This is a genomic window from Rhodococcus parequi, from assembly GCF_046042785.1.
GTDB classification, from domain to species: Bacteria; Actinomycetota; Actinomycetes; order Mycobacteriales; family Mycobacteriaceae; genus Prescottella; species Prescottella parequi.
Genome location: NZ_JBDLNV010000003.1, coordinates 52456 through 72837 on the forward strand (window position 1 = coordinate 52456; position 20382 = coordinate 72837).

Below are 20382 nucleotides of genomic sequence, written 5' to 3' on the forward strand. Positions count from 1 at the left end.
CCACGTCCCGGCGCGCCTGATCGGCCCCGCCGCGCCAGGGTGCGACCCTCGAACCGATGACTTCTCTGCTTGGCCGCGGCACCCGCCGCGACACCCCCACTCGTCCCGACCCGACTCCCGGCGATGCCCGCGCCCTCGTCGGCGTTGCGCTGCGTCCGACCGGCACCGCGATCGTGCTGCTGTCCGCAGTCGTGCTCGTCACCCTCGTGTCGTCGAACAGCGACCTGACGGGGGCACTCGGCGCGATCGCCGCGAGCTGGCTCGCGCTGCACCAGGTTTCGCTGACGATCACCGACGCGCCGCTCGGCGTCCTCCCGCTGTTGCCGACCGCGGTGCTGATGTGGGTGGTGGCGCGGGGCTGCGCTCGGGCGGTCGACCCGGAAACGGACCTGCGTGAGGGTGCGAAGGTCGTCGGTGCCGCCGTCGCCGGGCCGATCGTCGCGACGCTCATCGCCCTCGCAGTGGTGACCGACGCGTCGGCCGTCACGCCGATCGACGTCCCGAACGCCGCGGCCGCGCTCGCCTGGGTGGTTGCGATCCACGTCCTGGCTGCCGGTGCCGGCGTCGTATCGGTCGTCGGGCGCGCCCAGTGTGCCGCTCTCGGTGCCCCCGCGTGGCTGCCGTCGATCGTGCGGCCCGCGGTGCGAGGCGCCGTGCTGCTGTTCGCGGCCGGCAGCGTGATCGCGCTGGCGTCCCTCCTGTGGTCCTGGTCCGACGTCGGCGATCTGCTCGGCGAGGGCGGCGGCGTCGTCGGCGTGCTGGGTCTGACGCTGGTGTCGGTGCTGTATCTGCCCAACGTCGCCGTCGGCGGCGTGGCGGTGCTCCTCGGCGGGACGGCGAGCGCCGGCGGAACGTCGTTGAGTGTCTTCGAGATCGTCCCCGGTCCGGTGCCGCCGGTGCCCGTCCTCGGCGGGGTTCCGACGGAGCTGACCGGTGCGGTGTGGCCGGTCCTGCTCCTCGTGCCGGTGGCCGTCGGCGCCCTCCTCGGCCGGGACTGTGCGCGGCTCCGGTTCGGTGTACAGGACACCGCGTACACGGTGCTCGCGGCGGCGGCTGTCGCCGGCGTGCTCGCCGCCGCCGTGGGCTTTGCCGCGGGTGGCGAGCTGGGTGCCTACGGATTCGTCGGAGTGGAGCCGTGGGCGCTGGGTCTGCTGACGTTCGGCTGGCTCGTGTTGCCGGGACTGGCCGTCGCGACCGTGCTGGCGCGACGGAACGGCGGCGACGAGACGGACGCCGAACCTGCCGAGCCCGCCGAGAGGGTTGCGGCGGTGCCGCAGGACGAGTCAGGCGAGCCGGGTGCGACCGAGGAACTCGGCTTCGAGGTGAAGCGTCTCGAGCTGCCGGCGATGCGCTACCGCTCGGCTCCCGCGCCGGACACCGAGTCCGCGGACGGCGCGGAGGCTCCGGACCCGAACGTCGACGATGCCCTCGACGCCGAGGTCGTCGACGACGACACACCCGAGCCGCAGCCCGCGGCCGGTGAGGCGGCCGACGACGCGCTCGACGTCGTCGAGGTGGAGGTCGCCGACGAGCCGGTCGATTCGACGGAGAGCACGTCGGAGGCGAAGGACGAGGCGGAGCGCCCCACGGACGCGGAAGGCGACCTGCCGGACGGTCCGCTGACCCCCAGAGACTAGGCTTGGGGCGGCCCGTGACGCGGCCGGATCGTCTCGAAAACCAGGAGTAGTGCGCTGACTGCCACGCGTGACCAGCTGCGGCCCACGGTGCCCGCTCGGATTGTCGTACTCGCGTCGGGGACGGGCAGCCTACTGCAGGCGCTCATCGAGGCCACGCGCACCGACGGCTACCCCGCGACGATCGTCGCGGTCGGCGTCGACCGGGACTGCGGCGCCACCGAGCATGCCGCCGAGGCGGGCGTCGCGCACTTCACGGTCGCGCTGCGCGATCACGCCGACCGTTCCGCCTGGGACGTCGCGCTCACCGAGTCCGTGGCCGCGCACCGACCCGACCTGGTGATCAGCGCAGGGTTCATGAAGATCTTCGGCCCCGCGTTCATGGAACGCTTCGCCGGCCGCATCATCAACACGCATCCCGCGCTGCTGCCGTCGTTCCCCGGCGCGCACGCGGTCCGTGACGCACTCGCGTACGGCGTCCGGGTGACCGGGTCGACCGTGCACCTGGTCGATTCCGGTGTCGACACGGGCCCGATCCTGGCCCAGGAGCCGGTCGAGGTCCGCGTCGACGACGACGAGGCCGCGCTGCACGAGCGCATCAAGATTGTCGAGCGGCGACTGCTGGCCGAGGTCGTGGCCGCCGTCGCCCTCCGAGGTGTTGTTTCCGACGGACGAAAGGCCGTGATCCCCAGTGAGTGAACGCAAGGCTGTGCGCCGCGCACTTGTCAGCGTCTACGACAAGACCGGACTGGTCGAACTGGCCACCGGCCTGCACCAGGCCGGGGTCGAGCTGGTGTCCACCGGCTCCACCGCAGCCAAGATCGCCGACGCCGGTATCCCGGTCACCAAGGTCGAGGACCTGACCGGATTCCCCGAGTGCCTCGAGGGCCGCGTCAAGACGCTGCACCCGCGCGTGCACGCCGGCGTCCTCGCCGACACCCGCAAGCCCGAGCACCTCGCGCAGCTCGAGGAGCTGGGCATCGAGGCGTTCCAGCTGGTGATCGTGAACCTGTACCCGTTCACGCAGACCGTCGCGTCGGGTGCCACCCCGGACGAGTGCGTCGAGCAGATCGACATCGGCGGCCCGTCTATGGTCCGCGCCGCGGCCAAGAACCACCCGTCCGTCGCGGTCGTCGTCGACCCCGCGAAGTACGAGGGTGTCCTCGCCGCGGTGGAGGCCGGTGGCTTCAACCTCTTCGAGCGCACCGCGCTGGCGGCGCAGGCATTCCAGCACACCGCGTCGTACGACGTCGCGGTCGCCACCTGGATGACCGAGAGCCTGATCGAGACCGTCGCCCCGAGCGACGCGGCGGAAGACACTGCCGAGTCCAAGTTCCCGCGCTGGGTCGGTGCCACCTGGAACCGCTCCGCGGTGCTGCGCTACGGCGAGAACCCGCACCAGGCGGCGGCACTGTACGACAGCCCGTCCGGCCCGGCGGGCCTCGCGCAGGCGAAGCAGTTCCACGGCAAGGAGATGTCGTACAACAACTACACCGACGGTGACGCCGCGTGGCGTGCCGCGTACGACCACGCCGAGCCCGCCGTCGCGATCATCAAGCACGCCAATCCGTGCGGCATCGCGGTCGGCGCCGACATCGCCGAGGCGCATCGCAAGGCGCACGCGTGCGATCCGGTCTCGGCGTTCGGTGGCGTCATCGCCGCCAACCGTGAGGTGACCGTCGAGATGGCCGAGCAGGTCGCCGACATCTTCACCGAGGTGGTCATCGCCCCGTCGTACGCGCCGGGCGCCGTCGAGGTGCTGGCCCGCAAGAAGAACGTCCGCGTTCTCGAGGCGGCCGCTCCCACCGAGACCGGTATCGAGCTCCGCCCGATCTCCGGCGGAACGCTGCTGCAGGAGCGGGACGTTCTCGACGCCGACGGCGACAACTCCGCCAACTGGACGTTGGTCGTCGGTGAGGCCGCGGACGCGAAGACCCTCGCGGACCTCGAGTTCGCGTGGCGCGCCTGCCGCGCCGTGAAGTCCAACGCGATCCTTCTCGCGAACGACGGTGCCTCGGTGGGCGTCGGCATGGGCCAGGTCAACCGTGTCGACTCCGCGCACCTGGCCGTGCAGCGTGCGGGTGACCGCGCCAAGGGTTCGGTGGCCGCGTCCGACGCGTTCTTCCCGTTCCCCGACGGACTGCAGGTCCTGCTCGACGCCGGTGTCCGCGCTGTCGTCCAGCCGGGTGGCTCGGTCCGCGACAACGAGGTCATCGAGGCCGCCCGCGAGGCCGGCGTCACCCTCTACCTGACCGGGGCGCGCCACTTCGCGCACTGATCGACACCTCCCGCAGCGCTCCCTCGCCCGGAGTTCGCGAGCCTCAGGCCGCGAGCTCGGACGGGGGAGCGTTGTGCTGTGCGGATTCGAGCAGCGTGCGGGCATGCGCGGCGTCGGTGCCCTCGACGACGAGACGGGCCGCGCCGCGGGCGATCAGTTCGCTGAGCAGTGCCGCCGCGCCGGCGTCCTGGCCGGGTTCGACGTACCGCAGGTCGATGGTGACGACCTGGCCGGTGAGATCGCCGGGCAGATCCAGGGCGGTGGTGCCGCCGGCACCGTGTCTGGTGGCGCCACCGGCGCCGAGGCGAAGCTTCATGTGATTTCTCCTGACTGGAAGTAGGTAAAAGAAAAGGCACCCGAGGCGGTGTGCCTTCGGGTGCCCGAGAGAGGTTCCGGTTACGGGGAACTCGTCTCTCGGGGCCACCTGAAGAAGGCTGCGTGGCGGTGCCACGCGGGTACGGCGAAATATGCGTGCTCGGAGATGTGCTTCGAAAGATGCTTGGTGCCTACGTGCTTCAAGGCGTTTGCCGAGCTCATCGACTGCATCGCGACCGTACCTTTCTCGTGTGTGCCCGTTGGTTAACGGAGAACCATACAGCAGTGACGGCCCGGCGACATCTCGGTTTCTGCGTCGAGTGTGTCGCCGGGCCGCGGGAAACCGGCTCCGTGCGTGCTCAGAGGGTGCGGAGCCAGCCCTCGAATCCGTTGGTGAACTCGGTCGACCACGGCAGCGGCTCGATGTAGTCGGCGCCCGTGGAGGCGGCGTCCCCGATCTCCTTGAGCACATGGTTGGCGGTCGTCATCCGCACCGGCGTCAGCGCGGTGTGGGCGAGGGCGGCGTCGAGGGCGTCGACGTCGCTGCCGATCAGCTGGATGTCCTTGACCGAGCAGCTCGTCACGACCGGGAGGCCGGCGGGCAGGCGCGAGGCGAGCTCGCGCGGGTCGAGCGCGTCCTCCTCGGCGAGGGCCTTGGCGTTGGCCGGGACCAGGCCCGCGGCGCGCAGCGGGTCGGGCAGGTCGTCACTCAGGGTGGCGTCGGTGCGCAGCGACTCGACCGCGCCGGCGAGGGCGACCCGCAGTTCGTCGGCGAGCTCCACCGGCAGCTGTCCGGCGCCGACGACGGCGGTGAGCTGGCCGTCGATCTGGGTGGTGAGCAGGTCCAGCAGCCGGACGGCGAGCGGTTCGAGCAGCCCCAGGCCGGCGACCTTCGCGCCACTGTCGGCGAGCGCGAGTGCGATGAGCGCGCCCTCGCTGTGCCCGACGACGTACACCCGATCGGGGTCGACGGCCGTCCGATCGGACAGGAACGTCAGCGCGGACCGGGCAGCGTCGGTGAACACCGAGAAACCGAGGTCGCCGATGTCGTCGACCTCGTACGGGCCGAGGCCCGTGGAGCCGCTGCCCAGCTTGTCGTAACGCAGGCTCGCGAAGCCGTGCTGCTCGAGGAGGTCCGCGAGGAATTCGAGGGTGCCGATCGAACCCGGGAGCAGTGCGCTGTCGCCGTTGCGGTCGGTCGGCCCGCTGCCGGCCAGCAGCAGGACCGCGGGGGCGGGGGCGTCGGGCCCCGACCCGGCCGGTAGGCGCAGGCTGCCGTGCAGGGTGATCGCGCCGGTGGTGAAGGTGATCTCGGTGTCGGCCATGAGGTGTGTCTATCAGAGCGGGGAGGCCACCTCGTGCGCGACGACGAGACCACGTGCCGAATCGCCCGAACACTCGTAACTTGGAGTGGTGACTGCCACACCGCCTGCGCACCTGCCCCGGACTGTCGGCCAACTCCGGGCCTCCGGCCACGTCCAGCGCCCGGTCAAGGACGAGATGCGCGAGAACCTGCTCGCGGCCCTCCGGGACGGCCTCGATCCGTGGCCCGGCATCGTCGGGTTCGAGGAGACGGTGCTGCCGCAGCTCGAACGCGCCCTCATCGCGGGCCACGACGTCGTCCTGCTCGGCGAACGCGGTCAGGGGAAGACGCGCCTGCTGCGTACGTTGCCGCTGCTGCTGGACGAGTGGACGCCGGTGATCGCGGAATCCGAACTGGGAGAGCACCCGTACGAGCCGATCACCCCGCTGTCGTTGCGCCGCGCCGCCGAACTGGGCGACGCGTTGCCGGTCGAGTGGCGGCACCGCGGCGAACGCTATGCGGAGAAGCTCGCGACACCCGACACGTCGGTGGCGGACCTGGTGGGCGACGTCGACCCGATCAAGGTGGCCGAGGGGCGCAGCCTGGGCGATCCGGAAACCATCCACTTCGGGCTCGTGCCGCGCGCGCACCGCGGCATCGTCGCGATCAACGAGCTGCCCGACCTGGCCGAGCGGATCCAGGTGTCGCTGCTCAACGTCATGGAGGAGCGCGACATCCAGGTCCGCGGCTACACGCTGCGGCTGCCGCTGGACGTGCTGTTGGTGGCCAGCGCCAACCCCGAGGACTACACCAACCGCGGACGCATCATCACCCCGCTCAAGGACCGCTTCGGGGCCGAGATCCGCACCCACTATCCGTCGCTGCTCGACGACGAGATCGCCGTGATCCGGCAGGAGGCGAACCTGCAGGCCGTCGTGCCGCACCATCTCCTCGAAGTGCTGGCCCGGTTCACGCGGCTGCTGCGCGAGTCGACGTCGGTGGATCAGCGGTCGGGTGTCTCGGCACGCTTCGCGGTGGCAGGCGCCGAGACCGTCAGCGCCGCGGCGGTGCATCGCAGTGCCGTGCTCGGCGAGGCCGAGGCGGTGGCCCGGCCCATCGACCTCGGCACCATCGTGGAGGTGCTGCGCGGCAAGGTCGAGTTCGAATCCGGCGAGGAGGGGCGGGAACTCGAGATCCTCGAACACCTGCTGCGCCGCGCCACCGCGGACACCGCCCGCACCCGGCTCGGCGGGATCGACATGGCGCCGCTCGTCACCGCCGTCGAACAGGGGCGGCCCGTCGTCACCGGCGAGCGGGTCACCGCGAAGGCGCTGCTCGGGGAACTGCCGGAACTCGACGTGCTCGACGACGTCGCGACCCGGCTCGGGGCGCAGTCGGACGGGGAGCGGGCGTCAGCTGCCGAACTCGCGCTCGAGGGTCTGTATCTGGCCCGGCGGATCTCGAAGAATCCGGACGAGAACGGGCAGGCCGTCTACTCATGAGCCCGTCCCGCGGCGCACGGTACGGCCCGTACGAGGGCGGCGATCCGCTGGCTCCGCCGGTGGATCTGCGGGATGCGCTGGCCGCGATCGGAGACGACGTGCTCGAGGGGGCCTCGCCCCGGCAGGCACTGCGCGAGTTGTTGCGGCGTGGACTCGGGGAACGGCGCGGGCTCGACGACCTCGCCGCGGAGGCCAATCGACGACGCCGGGAGTTGCTGCAGCGCAACAATCTCGGCGGGACCCTCGACGAGGTGCGGGAACTGCTCGACCGTGCGGTGCTCGAGGAGCGCAAGACGCTCGCCCGGGCACTCGACGATGATGCTCGGTTCGCGGAGATGCGGATCGAGGAACTGCCGCCGTCGACGGCGCAGGCCGTCGCGGACCTCGCCGACTACGACTGGCGCAGCAGTCGGGCCCGCGAGGACTACGAGAAGATCCGCGACCTGCTCGGCCGCGAGCTGCTGGACCAGCGGTTCGACGGGATGAAGCAGGCACTCGAGGGGGCCACCGAGCAGGACCGCCAACGCATCCGGGACATGCTCGAGGATCTGAACGCGTTGCTGGACAGTCACGCTCGCGGCGAGGACACCACGCAGCAGTTCGAGGATTTCATGGACCGGCACGGCGAGTTCTTCCCGGAGAACCCGCGCAACACCGACGAGTTGCTCGATTCGCTGGCCCGCCGGGCCGCCGCCGCGCAGCGACTGCGAAACTCGCTCACCCCGGACCAGCGGGCCGAGTTGGATGCGCTGGCGCAGCAGGCGTTCGGTGATCCGTCGTTGACGAACCAGCTGGACCGCCTCGACGCACATCTGCAGGCCGCCCGGCCCGGCGAGGACTGGGACGGCTCCGCTCAGTTCCGCGGCGACGAGGGGCTCGGGCTGGGGGAGGGGACGTCGGCCGTCGCGGACGTCGCCGACCTCGAGCGGCTGTCCGAGCAACTGTCGCAACAATATCCGGGCGCCCAACTCGACGACATCGATACCGACGCGCTGGCTCGGCAACTCGGCAACGAGGCCGTCGCGGACGCCCGGACGCTCGCCGACCTCGAGAAGGCGCTGCAACAGCAGGGCTTCTTCGACCGGGCACCGGACGGCCAGTGGCGGCTCTCACCCAAGGCGATGCGGCAACTCGGCCAGACCGCGTTGCGGGACATCGCCGGAAGCCTCGCGCACCGCGGCGGGCAGCGCGAGACGCGCCGCGCCGGGGCGATGGGAGAGCCGACCGGGGCGTCGCGGGCGTGGGAGTTCGGCGACACCGAACCGTGGGACGTGACCCGGACACTGACCAACGCGATCCTGCGTGAACCCGGCCGGACGCCGGTGCGGATGACGGTCGCCGATGTCGAGGTGGCGGAAACCGAGCAGCGCGCTCAGGCCGCTGTGGCGCTGTTGGTGGACACGTCGTTCTCGATGGTGATGGACGGGCGCTGGGTGCCGATGAAACGCACCGCGCTCGCATTGAACCATCTGGTGACCACACGATTCCGGGGAGATGCTTTGCAGCTCATCGGTTTCGGACGCTATGCGCAGGCCCTCAGCGCCGCCGAGCTCGCCGGTCTGGACGGCGCGTGGGACCAGGGCACCAACCTGCACCACGCACTGCTGCTCGCGGCCCGGCACCTGCGCCGGCACTCCAACGCGCAGCCCGTCGTGCTGATCGTCACCGATGGTGAGCCCACCGCCCACCTCGAGTCGGACGGGCAGGCGTTCTTCGACTATCCGCCGAGCATGCGGACGCTGGGGCTGACGGTGCGCGAACTCGACACCCTCGCTCGGCTCGGCGCGCAGGTCACCATCTTCCGGCTCGGCGACGACCCCGGCTTGGCTCGTGTCGTGGACCGGATGGCGCAGCGCGTCGGCGGCCGCGTCGTCGCCCCCGATCTCGACGGCCTGGGTGCCGCCGTCGTCAGTGACTACATGCGGATGCGCCGACCCGGGCGGTGAGCGTGGGCGTCAGTCCTGAGCGACGATCTGGATCAGATTGCCGCAGGTGTCGTCGAAGACGGCGGTGGTGACGGGCCCCATCGTCAACGGCTCCTGCGTGAACACGACGCCGAGTGCCTGCAGCCGTTCGAACTCGGCCTGCACGTCGTCGACCGCGAAGGACGCGGCCGGGATGCCGTCGGCGATGAGTCCGCTCTTGTATGCCTGGGCCGCGGGATGCTGATCGGGTTCGAGCAGCAGCTCGGTGCCGTCCGGGTTCTCGGGGGAGACGACGGTGAGCCACGCGAACTCGCCGAGCGGGACGTCGGACTTCTTCACGAAGCCCAGGACGTCGGTGTAGAAGGCGAGTGCCTTGTCCTGGTCGTCGACGTGCACGCTCGTCAGGTGGATCCTCATGGCGCTTCTTCCTCTCCGTCATGGTGCGGGCCGCGAACCGGCCAGCGATCTGTGATCTCCCGCAGGCGTCTGGTGTCGAGGTGGTGGAACTTGTACCGGCCCTCGCGGCGAGTGTGGAGCAGTCCGGCATCCTCGAGCACCGCGAGATGCTGCGAGACGGCCTGGCGGGACGAGCCGAGTTGGTACTTCGTGACCAGGCGCGTGCACAGCTCGAACAGCGTCTGACCGTCCCGGTCGACGAGTTCGTCGAGGATCGCCCGGCGCGTCGGGTCCGCGAGGGCCCTGAACAGGTCAGCCACGCCCGAAACGATAGGCAAGCCCACGCTTGCCTGTCAATGCCTGGTCGGCTGCACCATCGGTCACCCGACCGATGGTGCAGGTGTGACGACGGTCATAGCGTGGCGATCGACTCCGAAACACGTCACCTGAAGGGCGGTTCCCATGAACACATCGGATCTGGGCTGGATGCCGGCTACCGAGATGGCTGCGCAGGTCAGCTCGAAGAAGCTGTCGCCCAACGAGATCGCTGAGGAGATGATCCGCCGGGTCGGGGAGGTCAATCCCTCCGTCAACGCGATCGTGCACTTCGATGCCGACCAGGTGCGCCGCGACGCCGCGGACCTGACACGGGCACGGGAGGATGGCGAACCGCTCGGTCCGCTGCACGGCGTTCCGTTCACGATCAAGGATCTGACCGACGTGCGCGGCCTCCCGACCACCTTCGGTCTGAAGCCCATGCGCGACAACATCGCCGAGCGTGATGCTGTCATCGTCACGCGGTTGCGGCGGGCCGGTGGCCTCTACCTCGGCAAGACCAACACGCCGGAGAGCGGCTACTACGGCGGCACCGACAACCACCTGTTCGGCCCGACCCACAACCCGTGGAAGCCCGGTCACAGCGCCGGCGGGTCGAGTGGTGGTGCGGCGGCAGCCGTCGCCGCTGGTCTCGCTCCGCTCGCGGAAGGCAGCGACGGCGCCGGGTCGGTCCGAATCCCGTCGGCGCTGTGCGGCGTGGTCGGCCTCAAGCCCACGACCGGCGTGATCCCGCAGACGATCCTGCCCGGACGCTACAACAACTGGGCCTACCACGGCCCCATCACCCGCACCGTCACCGACAACGCCCTGATGCTGGACGTCCTTGCCGGACCGGACCATTCGGATCCGCTCAGCATCGAGCGAGTCGAGACGTCGTACGCCGAGGCGGCGCGCGGCGACATCGACGAGCTGCGGGTCGCGTGGTCGCCGAACCTCGGACTCGGCCACGTCGAACCCGACGTCGCGGCGGTATGCGCCGAGGCGGTCGCGTGCTTCGAGGAGATGGGCGCGAAGATCGTCGAGGCGACGCCCGCCTGGGGCAACCCGTCGGAGGCGATGTGGCACGGCATCTGGGTGCCCGGGTTCGCGGGTGAGCACGACATGCTCGACTGGGATGCGCTGCACGGCGACGTCGACGAGAACCTCATCGAACTGATCCACGAGGGGCGCCGCCTCACCGGGGTCGACTACGGCCGCGCGGACACCTTCCGCGGTCGCATGTGGGACACCTGGACCGAGTTCATGAACGACTACGACGTCCTGGTGTCGCCGACCCTGGCGTCCGCGACGTTCCCGCTCACCCAGTTCGCCCCCGACTGGCTGCAGGGTAAGTCGCTTCGCGAGCAATTGTTGGACTGGCTGCTCACCTACCCGTACAACATGCTGAACAATCCCGCGATCACCGTGCCCGCCGGCTTCACTCCGGACGGCCGTCCCGTCGGTCTGCAGATCGCCGCGCGGCACCGGCAGGATGCGCTGGTGCTGAAAGCCGCCGCCAATCTGGAGCGGGCGCGGCCCTGGGCCGACCGGCGTCCGGTGGCGTAGGCCGCAGGTACATTCGGGTCATGAGCGAGCGGTGCGAGACGGTGGCCGGGGAGCGGGACTTCGTGTCGTCCCGATCGCCGGTCACCGTCGCGCACGGGCTGCTCTCGCGCTGGTCGGCCGAGCTCGGCTACGTCGCGGCCGCGATCACCTACCGTCGCCGCGGCGACCGGGCCCACCGGGTGCTCGCGAACGGCGGCTACACCGTGCCCGTCGCGCAGTACCTGGCGCACGAGTTCGTCGAGGACACCCGAACTTTCGACCACATCCGGGTGGCCTCCGGGCGGCCCGTCTGCTGGGACGACGTGCCGGATTTCGAGCGGACGCCCGCGGCGGCGAACGTGTTGCGGCCGTCGGGATTCCGGGAAGGTTCTTCGGTGGCGCTCGGTCTGGAGCGGGGGCAGGTGACCAGCGTCCTGCACGTGAGCTTCACCATCCCGCGGGTCGATTCGACCGCGCGCGCCGGGATCGAGGCGCTGGCACGGCAGTGTCGTGGCATCGTCGCCGATCAGAGCGACCGAGAGTCGTTCCGGTTGAGCGGCCGGGAGTATCAGGTTCTCGGGCTGGTCGCGCAGGGCGCGAGCAACGCCGAGATCGCAGCCGAGCTTTCGATCAGCAGGCGCACCGTGGCGACGCATCTGGAGAACATCTTTGCCAAGACGGGGTCGCGGTCGCGCGTGCGGGTGGCGGTACGCGCCACGGAACTGGGCATCTTGTGAGCCGGGCGGCTCAGGTCAACAACGCCGCCACCAACCCGATGGCCGGGATCGAGGCCAGCGTCGTGACGAACGCGGCGTCCCGCGAGAGGACCATGCCGCGCTGGTAGCGGCTGGCGTAGACAAACACGTTCTGGGCCGTGGGCAGTGTCGAGACGACGACGATCGCGAACAGTTCGTGGCCCTCGAGACCCAGCAGAAAGCGGGCCATCAGGTAGCCGAGCACCGGCTGGACGCAGATCTTGAGGACGGACGCGAGCGCGACGTCGCGGCGCGGACTCGCCCCCTTCTCGAGCACCCGCACCCCGTACAGCGAGAGGCCGAACGCCAGCAGGGCGCCGGGTACCGACGCCCCACCGATGAGCTGGAACGGTTGCATCAGGGCCTCGGGCGGTGACCAACCCGACACGGCCACCGCGAGGCCGGCCGCGCCCGCGAGCACGATCGGATTCTTGAACGGTGCGGTGATCGTCTCGACCCGGGACGCGCCCTGGCGCATGGTGCTGATGTCGAGCACGGTCAGCGCGATCGGCGAGAAGATCATGATCTGGAACAGCAGCAGCGGCGCGACGAAGGATGCGTCGCCGAGTACGAACACCGCGATGGGAATGCCGAGGTTCGCCGAGTTCACGTACGACGACGCGAGCGCGCCGATGACCAGTTCCGGCAGCGGCCGGCGCAACCACAGCTTCGCGACCACCAGGTAGATGCCTGCGACCGCGAAGGCAGTGGCCGCCGCGACCGCCAGCGTGGGAGAGAACACGACCGACAGGTCGGAGTTCGCAAGGGTGTCGAACAGCAGCGCCGGTGTGGCGACGAAGAACACGAGGCGGCTGAGCACGAACTGACCGTGCTCGCCGAGCGTGCCGCTGCGACCGAGGAAGTACCCGATCGCGATGACGACGAAGATGACCGTGAAGCCTGCGACCACACCCGACACTGACTACATCCGCCGATCTACCGAGGCGTCGCTGAACTGCACATACCGTCGGGAACTCTACTCCCGGGCCGTCCCCACGCCGCGCCGGGCCGGTAGTGCGAGCCGCTGCTCATCGGGCGTGTCCGGCACTGCTACCTTTCTTTTCGTGGGAACTCAACCGCCGGAGGAATCTCCACGCTCGAAGCGTGGCGTCTACGGCATCTCGGTGACGTCGGAGCTGTCCGGGATCGGTCCGCAGACGCTGCGGCTGTACGAGAGCCGCGGACTGATCACGCCGTCTCGCACCGCCGGCGGCACCCGCCGGTACAGCGAGCACGATCTGTACCGCTTGACCCGGATCAGCGAACTGGTCGCGCTCGGGGTGAACCTGACCGGCATCGGGCTGATCCTGGCGCTCGAGGACGAGCGTGAGGAGTTGAGCGCCGAGAACGCCCGGTTGCGGGCGACGACGGCCGAATCGGCCGTGTAGCAGCGAGACCGCCGAGTCCGATCCCGCGCCTACCCGAAGGACCATCGAGTGCCACGCACCCAGGAACACGCAGACCGCTACGCCGACGCGTTGACCGCATTGGCTGCCGCCACGCATCGACCCACCAGCGTCGTCAACATCGGTGGCGAGTACGCGATCCGTGTCGACTTCGCCTTCGGAATGTACGTGCTCGCAACCAATACCGAGCACGGCCTGAGCAGTGACCCCGATGCCCGGGACATCTGGCTCGTGCGCTTCTTCGAGCAGACGCCGGACGAATCGACCAGTGACAACGAACTTGTCCGGGCCCGTCACGAATGGCTCGCCGACGCGTTCGATCTCGTGATCGCCGAACTGATCAGCACCGGCCAATGGGTGTCGTCGGACGCGATGCTCCACGAGATCGCGCCGCGCCCGGACGCCCCGGATCGATCGGACGACTAGCCGCGCGGCCGTGGTCCGGTCAGGTGTACTCGACCACCACCCGCTCGATCGTCCCGTCGAACGAGAAGGGCGCTCGGTCGCGGTAGTCGAGCGACACCGGCGACCCCAGGGACGTGCCGATGTCGAGGCAGTCGTTGGCGGTGAACAGCAGGGGCGCGCTGACCGGCACCGTGGTCTTGCAGACCGGGCGCCCGTCGACACTCAACTGGATGTTCAGCGGCCCTCCGGGGTGGGGGTCGTCGGCGTACTCGGTGAGCACCTCGACAGTGTGCGTGCCCGGGGACATCGGATGGGGCGAACGAACCTTCGTGCGCATGAGAATGAACAGGTTGTACTCGTAGCAGAGGTAGCCGTCGTCCATGAAGCACGTCAGGCCACCGCTGTTGGCGCCCAGTGAGTAGAGGACTCCGCGGGCCCGTTCGGGGGCGGTCAGCCGGACGGTGACCCGGTTGTTCCTGTTGCCCAGCGCGGGCGCGCAGAACTCGGGCATCCGGACGACGTCGCCCGTGAACTCCCAGCTCGTGAACGGCGTGGAGATTCTCTGTTCGGGATGGATCGCCGCGACCCACAGGCCCCCACCGATCGGGAGTGCATTGTTCCGCGCTGCCTCGATCGCGAAGATCTCCCGCAGCCGGGCGAGCTTTTCCGGGTGCTCCCCGGCGAGGTCGCGGTTCTGGGTCCAGTCCTCGTCGAGGTGATAGAGCTCCCAGGTGTCGTCGTCGGGGCTCCAGTCGCGGATGCCGCCGGGCAGCCCTGGTACCCACGGGGATCGCGGGCCGAACGCCGACGCCATCCAGCCGTCGTGATAGATCGCACGGCTGCCCATGATCTCGAAGTACTGGGTGATCTTGCCCGCCTTCGCATCCCGATCGATCAGGGTGGGTGCGAAGCTCGCGCCGTCGACAGGATCCTGCGGCACCCCGTTCACCGTCCGCGGCGCCGTGATGCCGAGCAATTCGTAGAACGTCGGCACGATGTCGTTGCAGTGCAGGAACTGCGTGCGCGGGACGGGGTCGGGCGTGATCTTCGCGGGCCACCGTGCCACCATCGGGTTGCGCGTGCCGCCGAGGTGGGAGGCCAGCAGCTTCATGCCCTTGTAGGGCGTGCTGCCTGCCCACGCCCATCCCGCGTGGTACATGTTGTCGGTCTTGGGGGAGCCGAGGACGTCGAGCCCGCCGAGCTCGTCCAGCGCGGCGATGTGCTGAGCGGTGGTGGTGGGGATACCGTTCTGCGCCAGCAGTTCGCTGATCGTGCCGTTCTGACCCTCGCCCGACGAGCCGTTGTCCCCCCAGATGTAGAGGACCAGAGTGTTGTCCCCGTAGCCGAGGTGGTCGAGTTCGTCGAAGAGTCGTCCGATCTGGACGTCGCAGTGTTCGGCGTAGCCCGCCGCGACCTCCATCAGCCGCCGCTGGAACGGCTTCTCGTCGTCGGGGATGTCGTCCCACGCCGTCATCGTGGGATCGCGATCGGTGAGTTCCGCCTCGGGCGGGATCCACCCCTTGTCCTTGGCGCGTGCGAAGACACGCTCCCGGTAGGCGTCCCACCCGTCGTCGAACTTACCGGCGTACCGGTCCGCCCACGGCTTCATGATGTGGTGCGGCCCGTGCAGGCACCCGCTCGCCCAGTACATGAAGAACGGCCGCTCGGCGTCGAGTGCCTTGTGGCGGCGCAACCACCCGATGGCGTCGTCGGCCAGGTCCTCGCTGAGGTGGTAGCCCTCCTCCGGGGTCTTGGGCGGAAGAACGACGGTGGTGTTGCGCACGAGATTCGGCTCGTACTGGGACGCCTCTCCGGCGAGGAAGCCGTAGAAATAGTCGAACCCGACACCGGTGGGCCAGTTGTCGAACGGCCCTGCGGCGGTGGTCTCCTCGGCCGGAGTGTTGTGCCATTTACCGAACGCGGCGGTGGTGTATCCGTAGTGGCGCAACACCTCGGCGCCGGTGGCACTGGATTTCGGGATGTGACCGGAGTAGCCGTCCCAGTCGTTGGCGAGTTCGGCGATCTGACCGTTGCCCACGCGGTGATGGTTGCGCCCGGTCAGCAGCGATGCGCGGGTCGGCGAACACATCGCCGTCGTGTGGAAGCGGTTGTAGGAGATGCCCTCTCCGAGCATCCGGTCCAGGGTCGGTGTGTTCACTTCGCCGCCGAACCCGGTCGGCAGACCCGGTCCCGCGTCGTCGACGAGGACGACGAGGATGTTCGGTGCGTCCGAGGGCAGGCGCCGCCCCTTCGGACGTGGGTTGTACACGGACTCCTGCATCGTCCGCCCGGCGATGCTGCCCGACGGCACCGGTGGAAACGGCAGGCTCTCCCCGCCGGGAATCGCCTCTGCCCACGGAACACCACTCATCGTTTCGAGCTCCTCCCACCGCGACCGGCACTGTGTCGCTCAGTGGACCATCGGCGCCGCGGCGTAAGCCTCATCCCGACCGGGTGAAAGGCGGCGAGGGGTGAAGCCCTGCCCTAGCCCTCGCCGAGCCGGAAGATTCCGTCGTACGGATCGAAACGGACGCGCCGCGAGTCGAACGCCCGCGTGATCGCGCCCGATTCGATCAGGGCGGCGGGACTGCCGTCGACGACGGTGCCGTCGCCGGCCGCGAGCCACACGTGTTGCGACGTGCGCAGCACCAGTTCCACGTCGTGCGTCGACAGCAGCACCGTGATGCCGGCATCGGTGGCGATCTCGTCGAGCAGCGCCAGCAGTTCGACGCGGGCGGCCACGTCGAGGAAGGCACTCGGCTCGTCGAGCACCAGCAGGGCCGGTTGCTGCACGAGAGCGCGGGCGATGAGGACCCGCTGGCGCTGGCCGTCGGACATCTCGTGCATGCGGACGTCGCCGAGATCGGTGGCGCCCAGCCGGTCGAGGCTCTCGGCGATCAGATGCTTCTCGTCCGCGCTCAACCGGGACGTGAAGCCCTGGTGGGGGAGCCGTCCGAGCGCGGCCACCTCGCCGCCCGTGAGGAGACCACCGTCGACGCGGTCGGTGAGGACCACCGCGATTCGCCGGGCGCGGTGCGCGGGGGAGAGCTTCGTGACGTCGTCGCCGTCCAGGAACACCGAGCCGCCGAGAACTCGCTGCAAACCGGCCACCGACCGCAGCAGGGTCGACTTGCCCGCGCCGTTGGGGCCCAGCAGCGCGGTCACCTGCCCAGAGTGCGCGGTCAGTCGCACGTCCCGCAGGACCGTGCGCGCCGGACGGCCCGGGTAGCCGACAGTGACGTCGTCCAGGACGAGGGTCACGAGACGCTCCCCGCCTGCGCGCGTCGCGACCGCATGAGGACGAGGATCACGACGGGCGCGCCGACGAGCGCGGTGACGACATTGAGGGGCAGGACGCCGTCGCGTCCGGGCAGCTGCGCCACCACCGAGCACAACAGCGACACCCCCGCTCCCATGAGGACGGCGCCGGGCAGCAGGATCCGGTGATCGGACGTCCCGAGCGCCAGCCGGGCGAGGTGCGGGACGGCGATGCCGAGAAACGCGATGGGGCCGCAGAAGGCAGTGACGGCCCCGGCCAGCAGCGCCGACGCCGTGATCGCGACGGCGCGGGTGCGCACCAGGTGGACGCCCATCGAGTGGGCGTAGTCCTCGCCGAGCAGCATCGCGTTGAGGGGCCGCACCAGCGTCGCGGCCAACGCGATGCCGACGAGGACCGCGGGCACGAGCACCCGCAGGTCCGACCACGACGCGCCCGCGTACGAGCCCAGGCTCCACAGGATGAACTGCTGCATCTGGGCGGGCTGCGAGAACGCGACCAGCAGCGAGACGATCGCGCTGGTCACCGACCCGACCATGACCCCGACGATGAGCAGCGTGACGACCGAGCGGATCCAGCGCGAGATGGCGAGCACGAGCAGCAGGACCGCCAGTGCACCGATCGCGGCGGCCGCCGCGATCCCCAACCGTCCGGTGCCCGCGACCGCGGCGAACACGCCGGCGCCGGTGCCCGAGCCCAGGACGACCAGCGCGACACCCAGACTGGCGCCGGAGGACACCCCGAGGATGTACGGGTCGGCGAGCGGATTCGCGAACAGTGTCTGCATCAGCAGGCCCGCGACCGCGAGCGCCGCACCCGCGCACGCCGCGGTGACCACGCGCGGCAGACGGATGTCCGCGATGAGCGTGGTCCAGCGCGCGGATCCCGCGTCACCCGTGAACAGGTAGCGCGCGGTGGTGCCGAACGGGATCGTCACCGACCCGACCGACACCGCGAGGATCGTGGCCGCGACGACGAACGCGACCAGCGCGGTGACGGCTGCGGCGGTGCGGTTCACTGCAGCCGGCGGTAGAAGGTGAACTCGTGGCCGGGCAGCAGGTCCGGGTGCGCGATCGCGACGAGGTCGGCGAGCACCAGATCCGGCCGCAGCACACCCTGCTCGTAGATGTCGAGCGCGCCGGCGTCGGTCATTCGCGCCGACGACGTCCACACCTGGCCGTCGCGGAACGCCGCGAACTCGGCGAGACGCGGCTCGGCGGCGATCGCCTCGGCCTTCGTCGTGTTCGACGACGTGCTGATCGCGAGCGGGAATCCACCGGCCTTCGCGTACACCGTCTCGAGGTCCGTCTGCAGGCTGCCGGTGCCCGGTTCGGTCATCCACGGGTGCGTGATGCGGGCGGTGGAGTAGAGGGCGTTGGAGTAGCTGGCCAGCGGCACCGACCATGCGCCCTGGTAGGGCAGCCCCGGGACGATCGGCACCTCCGCGGCGTCCGCGGCGAGGGTCGTGTACTTGCCGTAGTCGGAGACGATCCCGTCGAACGTCTCGCCGGCCTGCTGCTCGGTGCCGGTGAGGGCCGCGAAGAACTTGATCCACTCGGCGCGCCCGAGCGGGTCGGTCTCGAGCCAGTCGTAGTTGTCGAGGACCGGGATCTTCGAACGTTCGATCACCGCGAACGCGGGATCGGTGAAGCCTCCGGTCACGAAGGCCTGCGGCGCCTGCGCAACCACGGCCTCGGCATCGACCTGACCGGCGGTGGCGAACTGCGTGACGCCGTCGGCGGCGATGTGTTGACGCGCGGCGTCGCTGTAGACGTAGTCGGCGCTCGCGAAACCGGTCAGCACGTCGAGCTTGCCGAGCGCCTCGAGGCTGGGCAGGTGGGTGGTCGACTCGGCGAACAGGCTCGTCACCGGCGTCGTGACCTGCTGCGCGCCGGCGAGGTCACCGGTCAGTTCGGGCGCCGGGGCGCCGCAGCGGGTGAGCACGTACGACTCGTCGGCCTGGCCGGGCTGGCGGACCGTCAGCACCTGGTACGACCGGTGGTATTCGATGTCGAAGTTCTCCGCGTACTCGACCGTCTGCTTGTCCGGGAAGTAGTCGGTGCTCGCATCGAAGTCGGTGATGCAGTCGGCGCCGGCGGCGGGCGCGGAGTCACTCGGGTCATCGGACGAGCACGCCGCGACACCACCCACGGTCAGGGCGGTCGCAGCGAGAAGAACAGCGGTACGGAACGAAAACGACACCCGGAGAATCTAGCGTGCACCCGCGACGACCCGTGCGCCGCTCGCCAGTAACGCCGAGAGGCCGCGCGGTCACTCGGACCGCGCGGCGTCCGGCAAAGGTTCTAGCGGCTGGTGAAGGGGAGGAGCGCCATCTCGCGGGCGTTCTTCACGGCCACGGCGACCTGACGCTGCTGCTGCGGGGTCAGACCCGTGACGCGACGGCTGCGGATCTTGCCGCGGTCCGAGATGAACGTGCGGAGCAGGTTGACGTCCTTGTAGTCGACGTACTCGATCTTGGCCGCGAACAGCGGGTTCTTCTTGGGCTTACGGCCGGCGTCCGCGCCGCGCCCCTTCTTCGACGGTGCCCTTTTGACTGCCATTGCTCTTCCTTACCAGCTCGACTTGTGTACGCCTGGCAGTTCCCCGCGGTGGGCCATCTCGCGTACCCGCACGCGGGAAAGGCCGAACTTTCGCAGGTGACCGCGCGGACGTCCATCCGCGGCGTCTCGATTGCGCAATCGTACCGGACTCGCGTCCCGCGGCAGCCCTGCCAGCCGAAACTGTGCTGCGGCACGTTCCTCGGGAGTGGAGGTCGGTCGCCGGATCGTCTCCTTCAGTTCCGCGCGCAGCGACGCGTAGCGCGCCACCACCGCCTTGCGTTGCTCGTTCCGGACGATCTTCGACTTCTTCGCCATGCCCGTCAGCGCTCCTCTCGGAAGTCGACGTGCCGGCGCACCACCGGGTCGTAGCGGCGCAGCACCAGCCGCTCGGGGTCGTTGCGCCGGTTCTTCCGGGTGTAGTACCGGTAGCCGGTGCCCGCCGTGGACTCCAGCTTGATCGATGGACGGATCTCGTTGCGTGCCATGGTTCTCACACCTTCTCTCCGGCCGCCCGGATGCGGGCGACGACGGCTTCGATGCCGTCGCGGTCGATCGTGCGGATGCCCTTCGGGGTCACGCGCAGGGTGATGCGGCGACCCTCGCCGGGCAGGAAGTACGTCTTGGTCTGGATGTTCGGGTTCCAGCGCCGACCGGTTCGTCGGTGCGAGTGCGATACGGAGCGGCCGAACCCGGGGCGTCTGCCGGTCACCTGGCAGTGAGCGGACACGGGGCCTCCTTCCGGCCGACGGACGGCCAGTTCTTGAA

The 20382-nt window shown here is 69.9% G+C and carries 22 protein-coding genes; 9 read left to right on the plus strand and 13 right to left on the minus strand.

Translation table 11 applies throughout. The features are described from left to right. Nucleotides 1–56 precede the first annotated feature (56 nt). The 3 genes from ABEU20_RS08445 to purH all read left to right on the plus strand — a co-directional run bounded on the left by ABEU20_RS08445 (nucleotide 57) and on the right by purH (nucleotide 3912). The gene (locus tag ABEU20_RS08445) at nucleotides 57–1637 is read left to right on the plus strand and encodes a cell division protein PerM (protein WP_420163974.1); all 1581 of its coding nucleotides are present in this window, start codon (nucleotides 57–59) and stop codon (nucleotides 1635–1637) included. 87 nt (nucleotides 1638–1724) lie between these two features. Then, nucleotides 1725–2333 carry a phosphoribosylglycinamide formyltransferase gene (gene purN, locus ABEU20_RS08450; RefSeq protein ID WP_420163975.1) on the plus strand — a complete coding sequence of 203 codons (609 nt, stop codon included), beginning with the start codon at nucleotides 1725–1727 and terminating at the stop codon, nucleotides 2331–2333. Beyond that, on the plus strand, nucleotides 2326–3912 hold the full coding sequence (gene purH / locus ABEU20_RS08455) for a bifunctional phosphoribosylaminoimidazolecarboxamide formyltransferase/IMP cyclohydrolase (RefSeq protein ID WP_420163976.1): 1587 nt from the start codon (nucleotides 2326–2328) through the stop codon (nucleotides 3910–3912). The genes purN and purH overlap by 8 nt, the downstream gene beginning before the upstream one ends. Nucleotides 3913–3955: 43 nt before the next feature. Here purH and ABEU20_RS08460 read toward each other — a convergent pair whose 3' ends face one another. Together ABEU20_RS08460 and ABEU20_RS08465 are read right to left on the minus strand one after the other, a co-directional pair. Continuing rightward, complete coding sequence (locus ABEU20_RS08460) at nucleotides 3956–4228, minus strand: hypothetical protein (protein WP_420163977.1); 273 nt, start codon at nucleotides 4226–4228, stop codon at nucleotides 3956–3958. Between the two features lie 358 nt (nucleotides 4229–4586). Continuing rightward, nucleotides 4587–5552 carry an alpha/beta hydrolase gene (locus ABEU20_RS08465; RefSeq protein ID WP_420163978.1) on the minus strand — a complete coding sequence of 322 codons (966 nt, stop codon included), beginning with the start codon at nucleotides 5550–5552 and terminating at the stop codon, nucleotides 4587–4589. Between the two features lie 85 nt (nucleotides 5553–5637). Between ABEU20_RS08465 and ABEU20_RS08470 the strand changes: the two genes are divergently transcribed. Both ABEU20_RS08470 and ABEU20_RS08475 read left to right on the plus strand, forming a co-directional pair. After that, nucleotides 5638–7032: an ATP-binding protein gene (locus tag ABEU20_RS08470; protein WP_420163979.1), complete on the plus strand. Its 1395-nt coding sequence runs from the start codon at nucleotides 5638–5640 to the stop codon at nucleotides 7030–7032. After that, nucleotides 7029–8978 (plus strand): vWA domain-containing protein, encoded by a 1950-nt coding sequence (locus ABEU20_RS08475; RefSeq protein ID WP_420163980.1) that lies wholly within the window; start codon nucleotides 7029–7031, stop codon nucleotides 8976–8978. The genes ABEU20_RS08470 and ABEU20_RS08475 overlap by 4 nt, the downstream gene beginning before the upstream one ends. A 9-nt stretch (nucleotides 8979–8987) precedes the next feature. Here ABEU20_RS08475 and ABEU20_RS08480 read toward each other — a convergent pair whose 3' ends face one another. Then, nucleotides 8988–9374 carry a VOC family protein gene (locus tag ABEU20_RS08480; RefSeq protein WP_420163981.1) on the minus strand — a complete coding sequence of 129 codons (387 nt, stop codon included), beginning with the start codon at nucleotides 9372–9374 and terminating at the stop codon, nucleotides 8988–8990. After that, a complete protein-coding gene (locus ABEU20_RS08485; RefSeq protein ID WP_420163982.1) occupies nucleotides 9371–9673 on the minus strand; it encodes an ArsR/SmtB family transcription factor in 303 nt (100 codons plus the stop codon). The genes ABEU20_RS08480 and ABEU20_RS08485 overlap by 4 nt, the downstream gene beginning before the upstream one ends. A gap of 142 nt (nucleotides 9674–9815) precedes the next feature. On the opposite strand from ABEU20_RS08485, the gene ABEU20_RS08490 reads away from it, so the two are divergent. Together ABEU20_RS08490 and ABEU20_RS08495 are read left to right on the plus strand one after the other, a co-directional pair. Next, nucleotides 9816–11234 (plus strand): amidase, encoded by a 1419-nt coding sequence (locus ABEU20_RS08490; protein ID WP_420163983.1) that lies wholly within the window; start codon nucleotides 9816–9818, stop codon nucleotides 11232–11234. 20 nt (nucleotides 11235–11254) lie between these two features. Next, nucleotides 11255–11950: a helix-turn-helix transcriptional regulator gene (locus ABEU20_RS08495; RefSeq protein ID WP_420163984.1), complete on the plus strand. Its 696-nt coding sequence runs from the start codon at nucleotides 11255–11257 to the stop codon at nucleotides 11948–11950. 10 nt (nucleotides 11951–11960) lie between these two features. Here the strand turns inward: ABEU20_RS08495 and ABEU20_RS08500 are convergent, their stop codons facing one another. Then, a complete protein-coding gene (locus tag ABEU20_RS08500) occupies nucleotides 11961–12887 on the minus strand; it encodes an AEC family transporter (protein ID WP_420163985.1) in 927 nt (308 codons plus the stop codon). Between the two features lie 145 nt (nucleotides 12888–13032). Here ABEU20_RS08500 and ABEU20_RS08505 point away from each other — a divergent pair, with 145 nt between their 5' ends. Next, a complete protein-coding gene (locus ABEU20_RS08505) occupies nucleotides 13033–13356 on the plus strand; it encodes a MerR family transcriptional regulator (protein WP_420163986.1) in 324 nt (107 codons plus the stop codon). Nucleotides 13357–13404: 48 nt separating this feature from the next. Beyond that, a complete protein-coding gene (locus ABEU20_RS08510; RefSeq protein WP_420163987.1) occupies nucleotides 13405–13800 on the plus strand; it encodes a hypothetical protein in 396 nt (131 codons plus the stop codon). Nucleotides 13801–13819: 19 nt separating this feature from the next. Here ABEU20_RS08510 and ABEU20_RS08515 read toward each other — a convergent pair whose 3' ends face one another. The 8 genes from ABEU20_RS08515 to rpmB form a co-directional block, all read right to left on the minus strand. Beyond that, on the minus strand, nucleotides 13820–16150 hold the full coding sequence (locus ABEU20_RS08515; protein WP_420163988.1) for an arylsulfatase: 2331 nt from the start codon (nucleotides 16148–16150) through the stop codon (nucleotides 13820–13822). Between the two features lie 113 nt (nucleotides 16151–16263). Then, a complete protein-coding gene (locus ABEU20_RS08520) occupies nucleotides 16264–17040 on the minus strand; it encodes an ABC transporter ATP-binding protein (protein ID WP_420163989.1) in 777 nt (258 codons plus the stop codon). Further along, the gene (locus ABEU20_RS08525; protein ID WP_420163990.1) at nucleotides 17037–18074 is read right to left on the minus strand and encodes an iron chelate uptake ABC transporter family permease subunit; all 1038 of its coding nucleotides are present in this window, start codon (nucleotides 18072–18074) and stop codon (nucleotides 17037–17039) included. The genes ABEU20_RS08520 and ABEU20_RS08525 overlap by 4 nt, the downstream gene beginning before the upstream one ends. Beyond that, nucleotides 18071–19258, minus strand: coding sequence for an ABC transporter substrate-binding protein (locus tag ABEU20_RS08530; RefSeq protein ID WP_420163991.1), 1188 nt, complete (start codon nucleotides 19256–19258; stop codon nucleotides 18071–18073). The genes ABEU20_RS08525 and ABEU20_RS08530 overlap by 4 nt, the downstream gene beginning before the upstream one ends. 101 nt (nucleotides 19259–19359) lie before the next feature. Then, on the minus strand, nucleotides 19360–19617 hold the full coding sequence (gene rpsR / locus ABEU20_RS08535; RefSeq protein ID WP_031940661.1) for a 30S ribosomal protein S18: 258 nt from the start codon (nucleotides 19615–19617) through the stop codon (nucleotides 19360–19362). A 9-nt stretch (nucleotides 19618–19626) separates the two neighbouring features. Beyond that, nucleotides 19627–19932, minus strand: coding sequence for a 30S ribosomal protein S14 (gene rpsN, locus ABEU20_RS08540; protein ID WP_420163992.1), 306 nt, complete (start codon nucleotides 19930–19932; stop codon nucleotides 19627–19629). Between the two features lie 5 nt (nucleotides 19933–19937). Next, nucleotides 19938–20102: a 50S ribosomal protein L33 gene (gene rpmG, locus ABEU20_RS08545; protein ID WP_420163993.1), complete on the minus strand. Its 165-nt coding sequence runs from the start codon at nucleotides 20100–20102 to the stop codon at nucleotides 19938–19940. 5 nt (nucleotides 20103–20107) lie between these two features. Beyond that, nucleotides 20108–20344: a 50S ribosomal protein L28 gene (rpmB, locus tag ABEU20_RS08550; RefSeq protein ID WP_420163994.1), complete on the minus strand. Its 237-nt coding sequence runs from the start codon at nucleotides 20342–20344 to the stop codon at nucleotides 20108–20110. Nucleotides 20345–20382 lie beyond the last annotated feature (38 nt).

Coding starts and splice junctions, on each gene's coding strand:
- ABEU20_RS08445 (WP_420163974.1), top strand. CDS start 57: ATGACTTCTCTGCTTGGCCGCGGCACCCGCCGCGACACCCCCACTCGT.
- ABEU20_RS08460 (WP_420163977.1), bottom strand. CDS start 4,228: ATGAAGCTTCGCCTCGGCGCCGGTGGCGCCACCAGACACGGTGCCGGC.
- ABEU20_RS08465 (WP_420163978.1), bottom strand. CDS start 5,552: ATGGCCGACACCGAGATCACCTTCACCACCGGCGCGATCACCCTGCAC.
- ABEU20_RS08475 (WP_420163980.1), top strand. CDS start 7,029: ATGAGCCCGTCCCGCGGCGCACGGTACGGCCCGTACGAGGGCGGCGAT.
- ABEU20_RS08480 (WP_420163981.1), bottom strand. CDS start 9,374: ATGAGGATCCACCTGACGAGCGTGCACGTCGACGACCAGGACAAGGCA.
- ABEU20_RS08490 (WP_420163983.1), top strand. CDS start 9,816: ATGAACACATCGGATCTGGGCTGGATGCCGGCTACCGAGATGGCTGCG.
- ABEU20_RS08495 (WP_420163984.1), top strand. CDS start 11,255: ATGAGCGAGCGGTGCGAGACGGTGGCCGGGGAGCGGGACTTCGTGTCG.
- ABEU20_RS08515 (WP_420163988.1), bottom strand. CDS start 16,150: ATGAGTGGTGTTCCGTGGGCAGAGGCGATTCCCGGCGGGGAGAGCCTG.
- rpsR (WP_031940661.1), bottom strand. CDS start 19,617: ATGGCAGTCAAAAGGGCACCGTCGAAGAAGGGGCGCGGCGCGGACGCC.
- rpsN (WP_420163992.1), bottom strand. CDS start 19,932: ATGGCGAAGAAGTCGAAGATCGTCCGGAACGAGCAACGCAAGGCGGTG.
- rpmG (WP_420163993.1), bottom strand. CDS start 20,102: ATGGCACGCAACGAGATCCGTCCATCGATCAAGCTGGAGTCCACGGCG.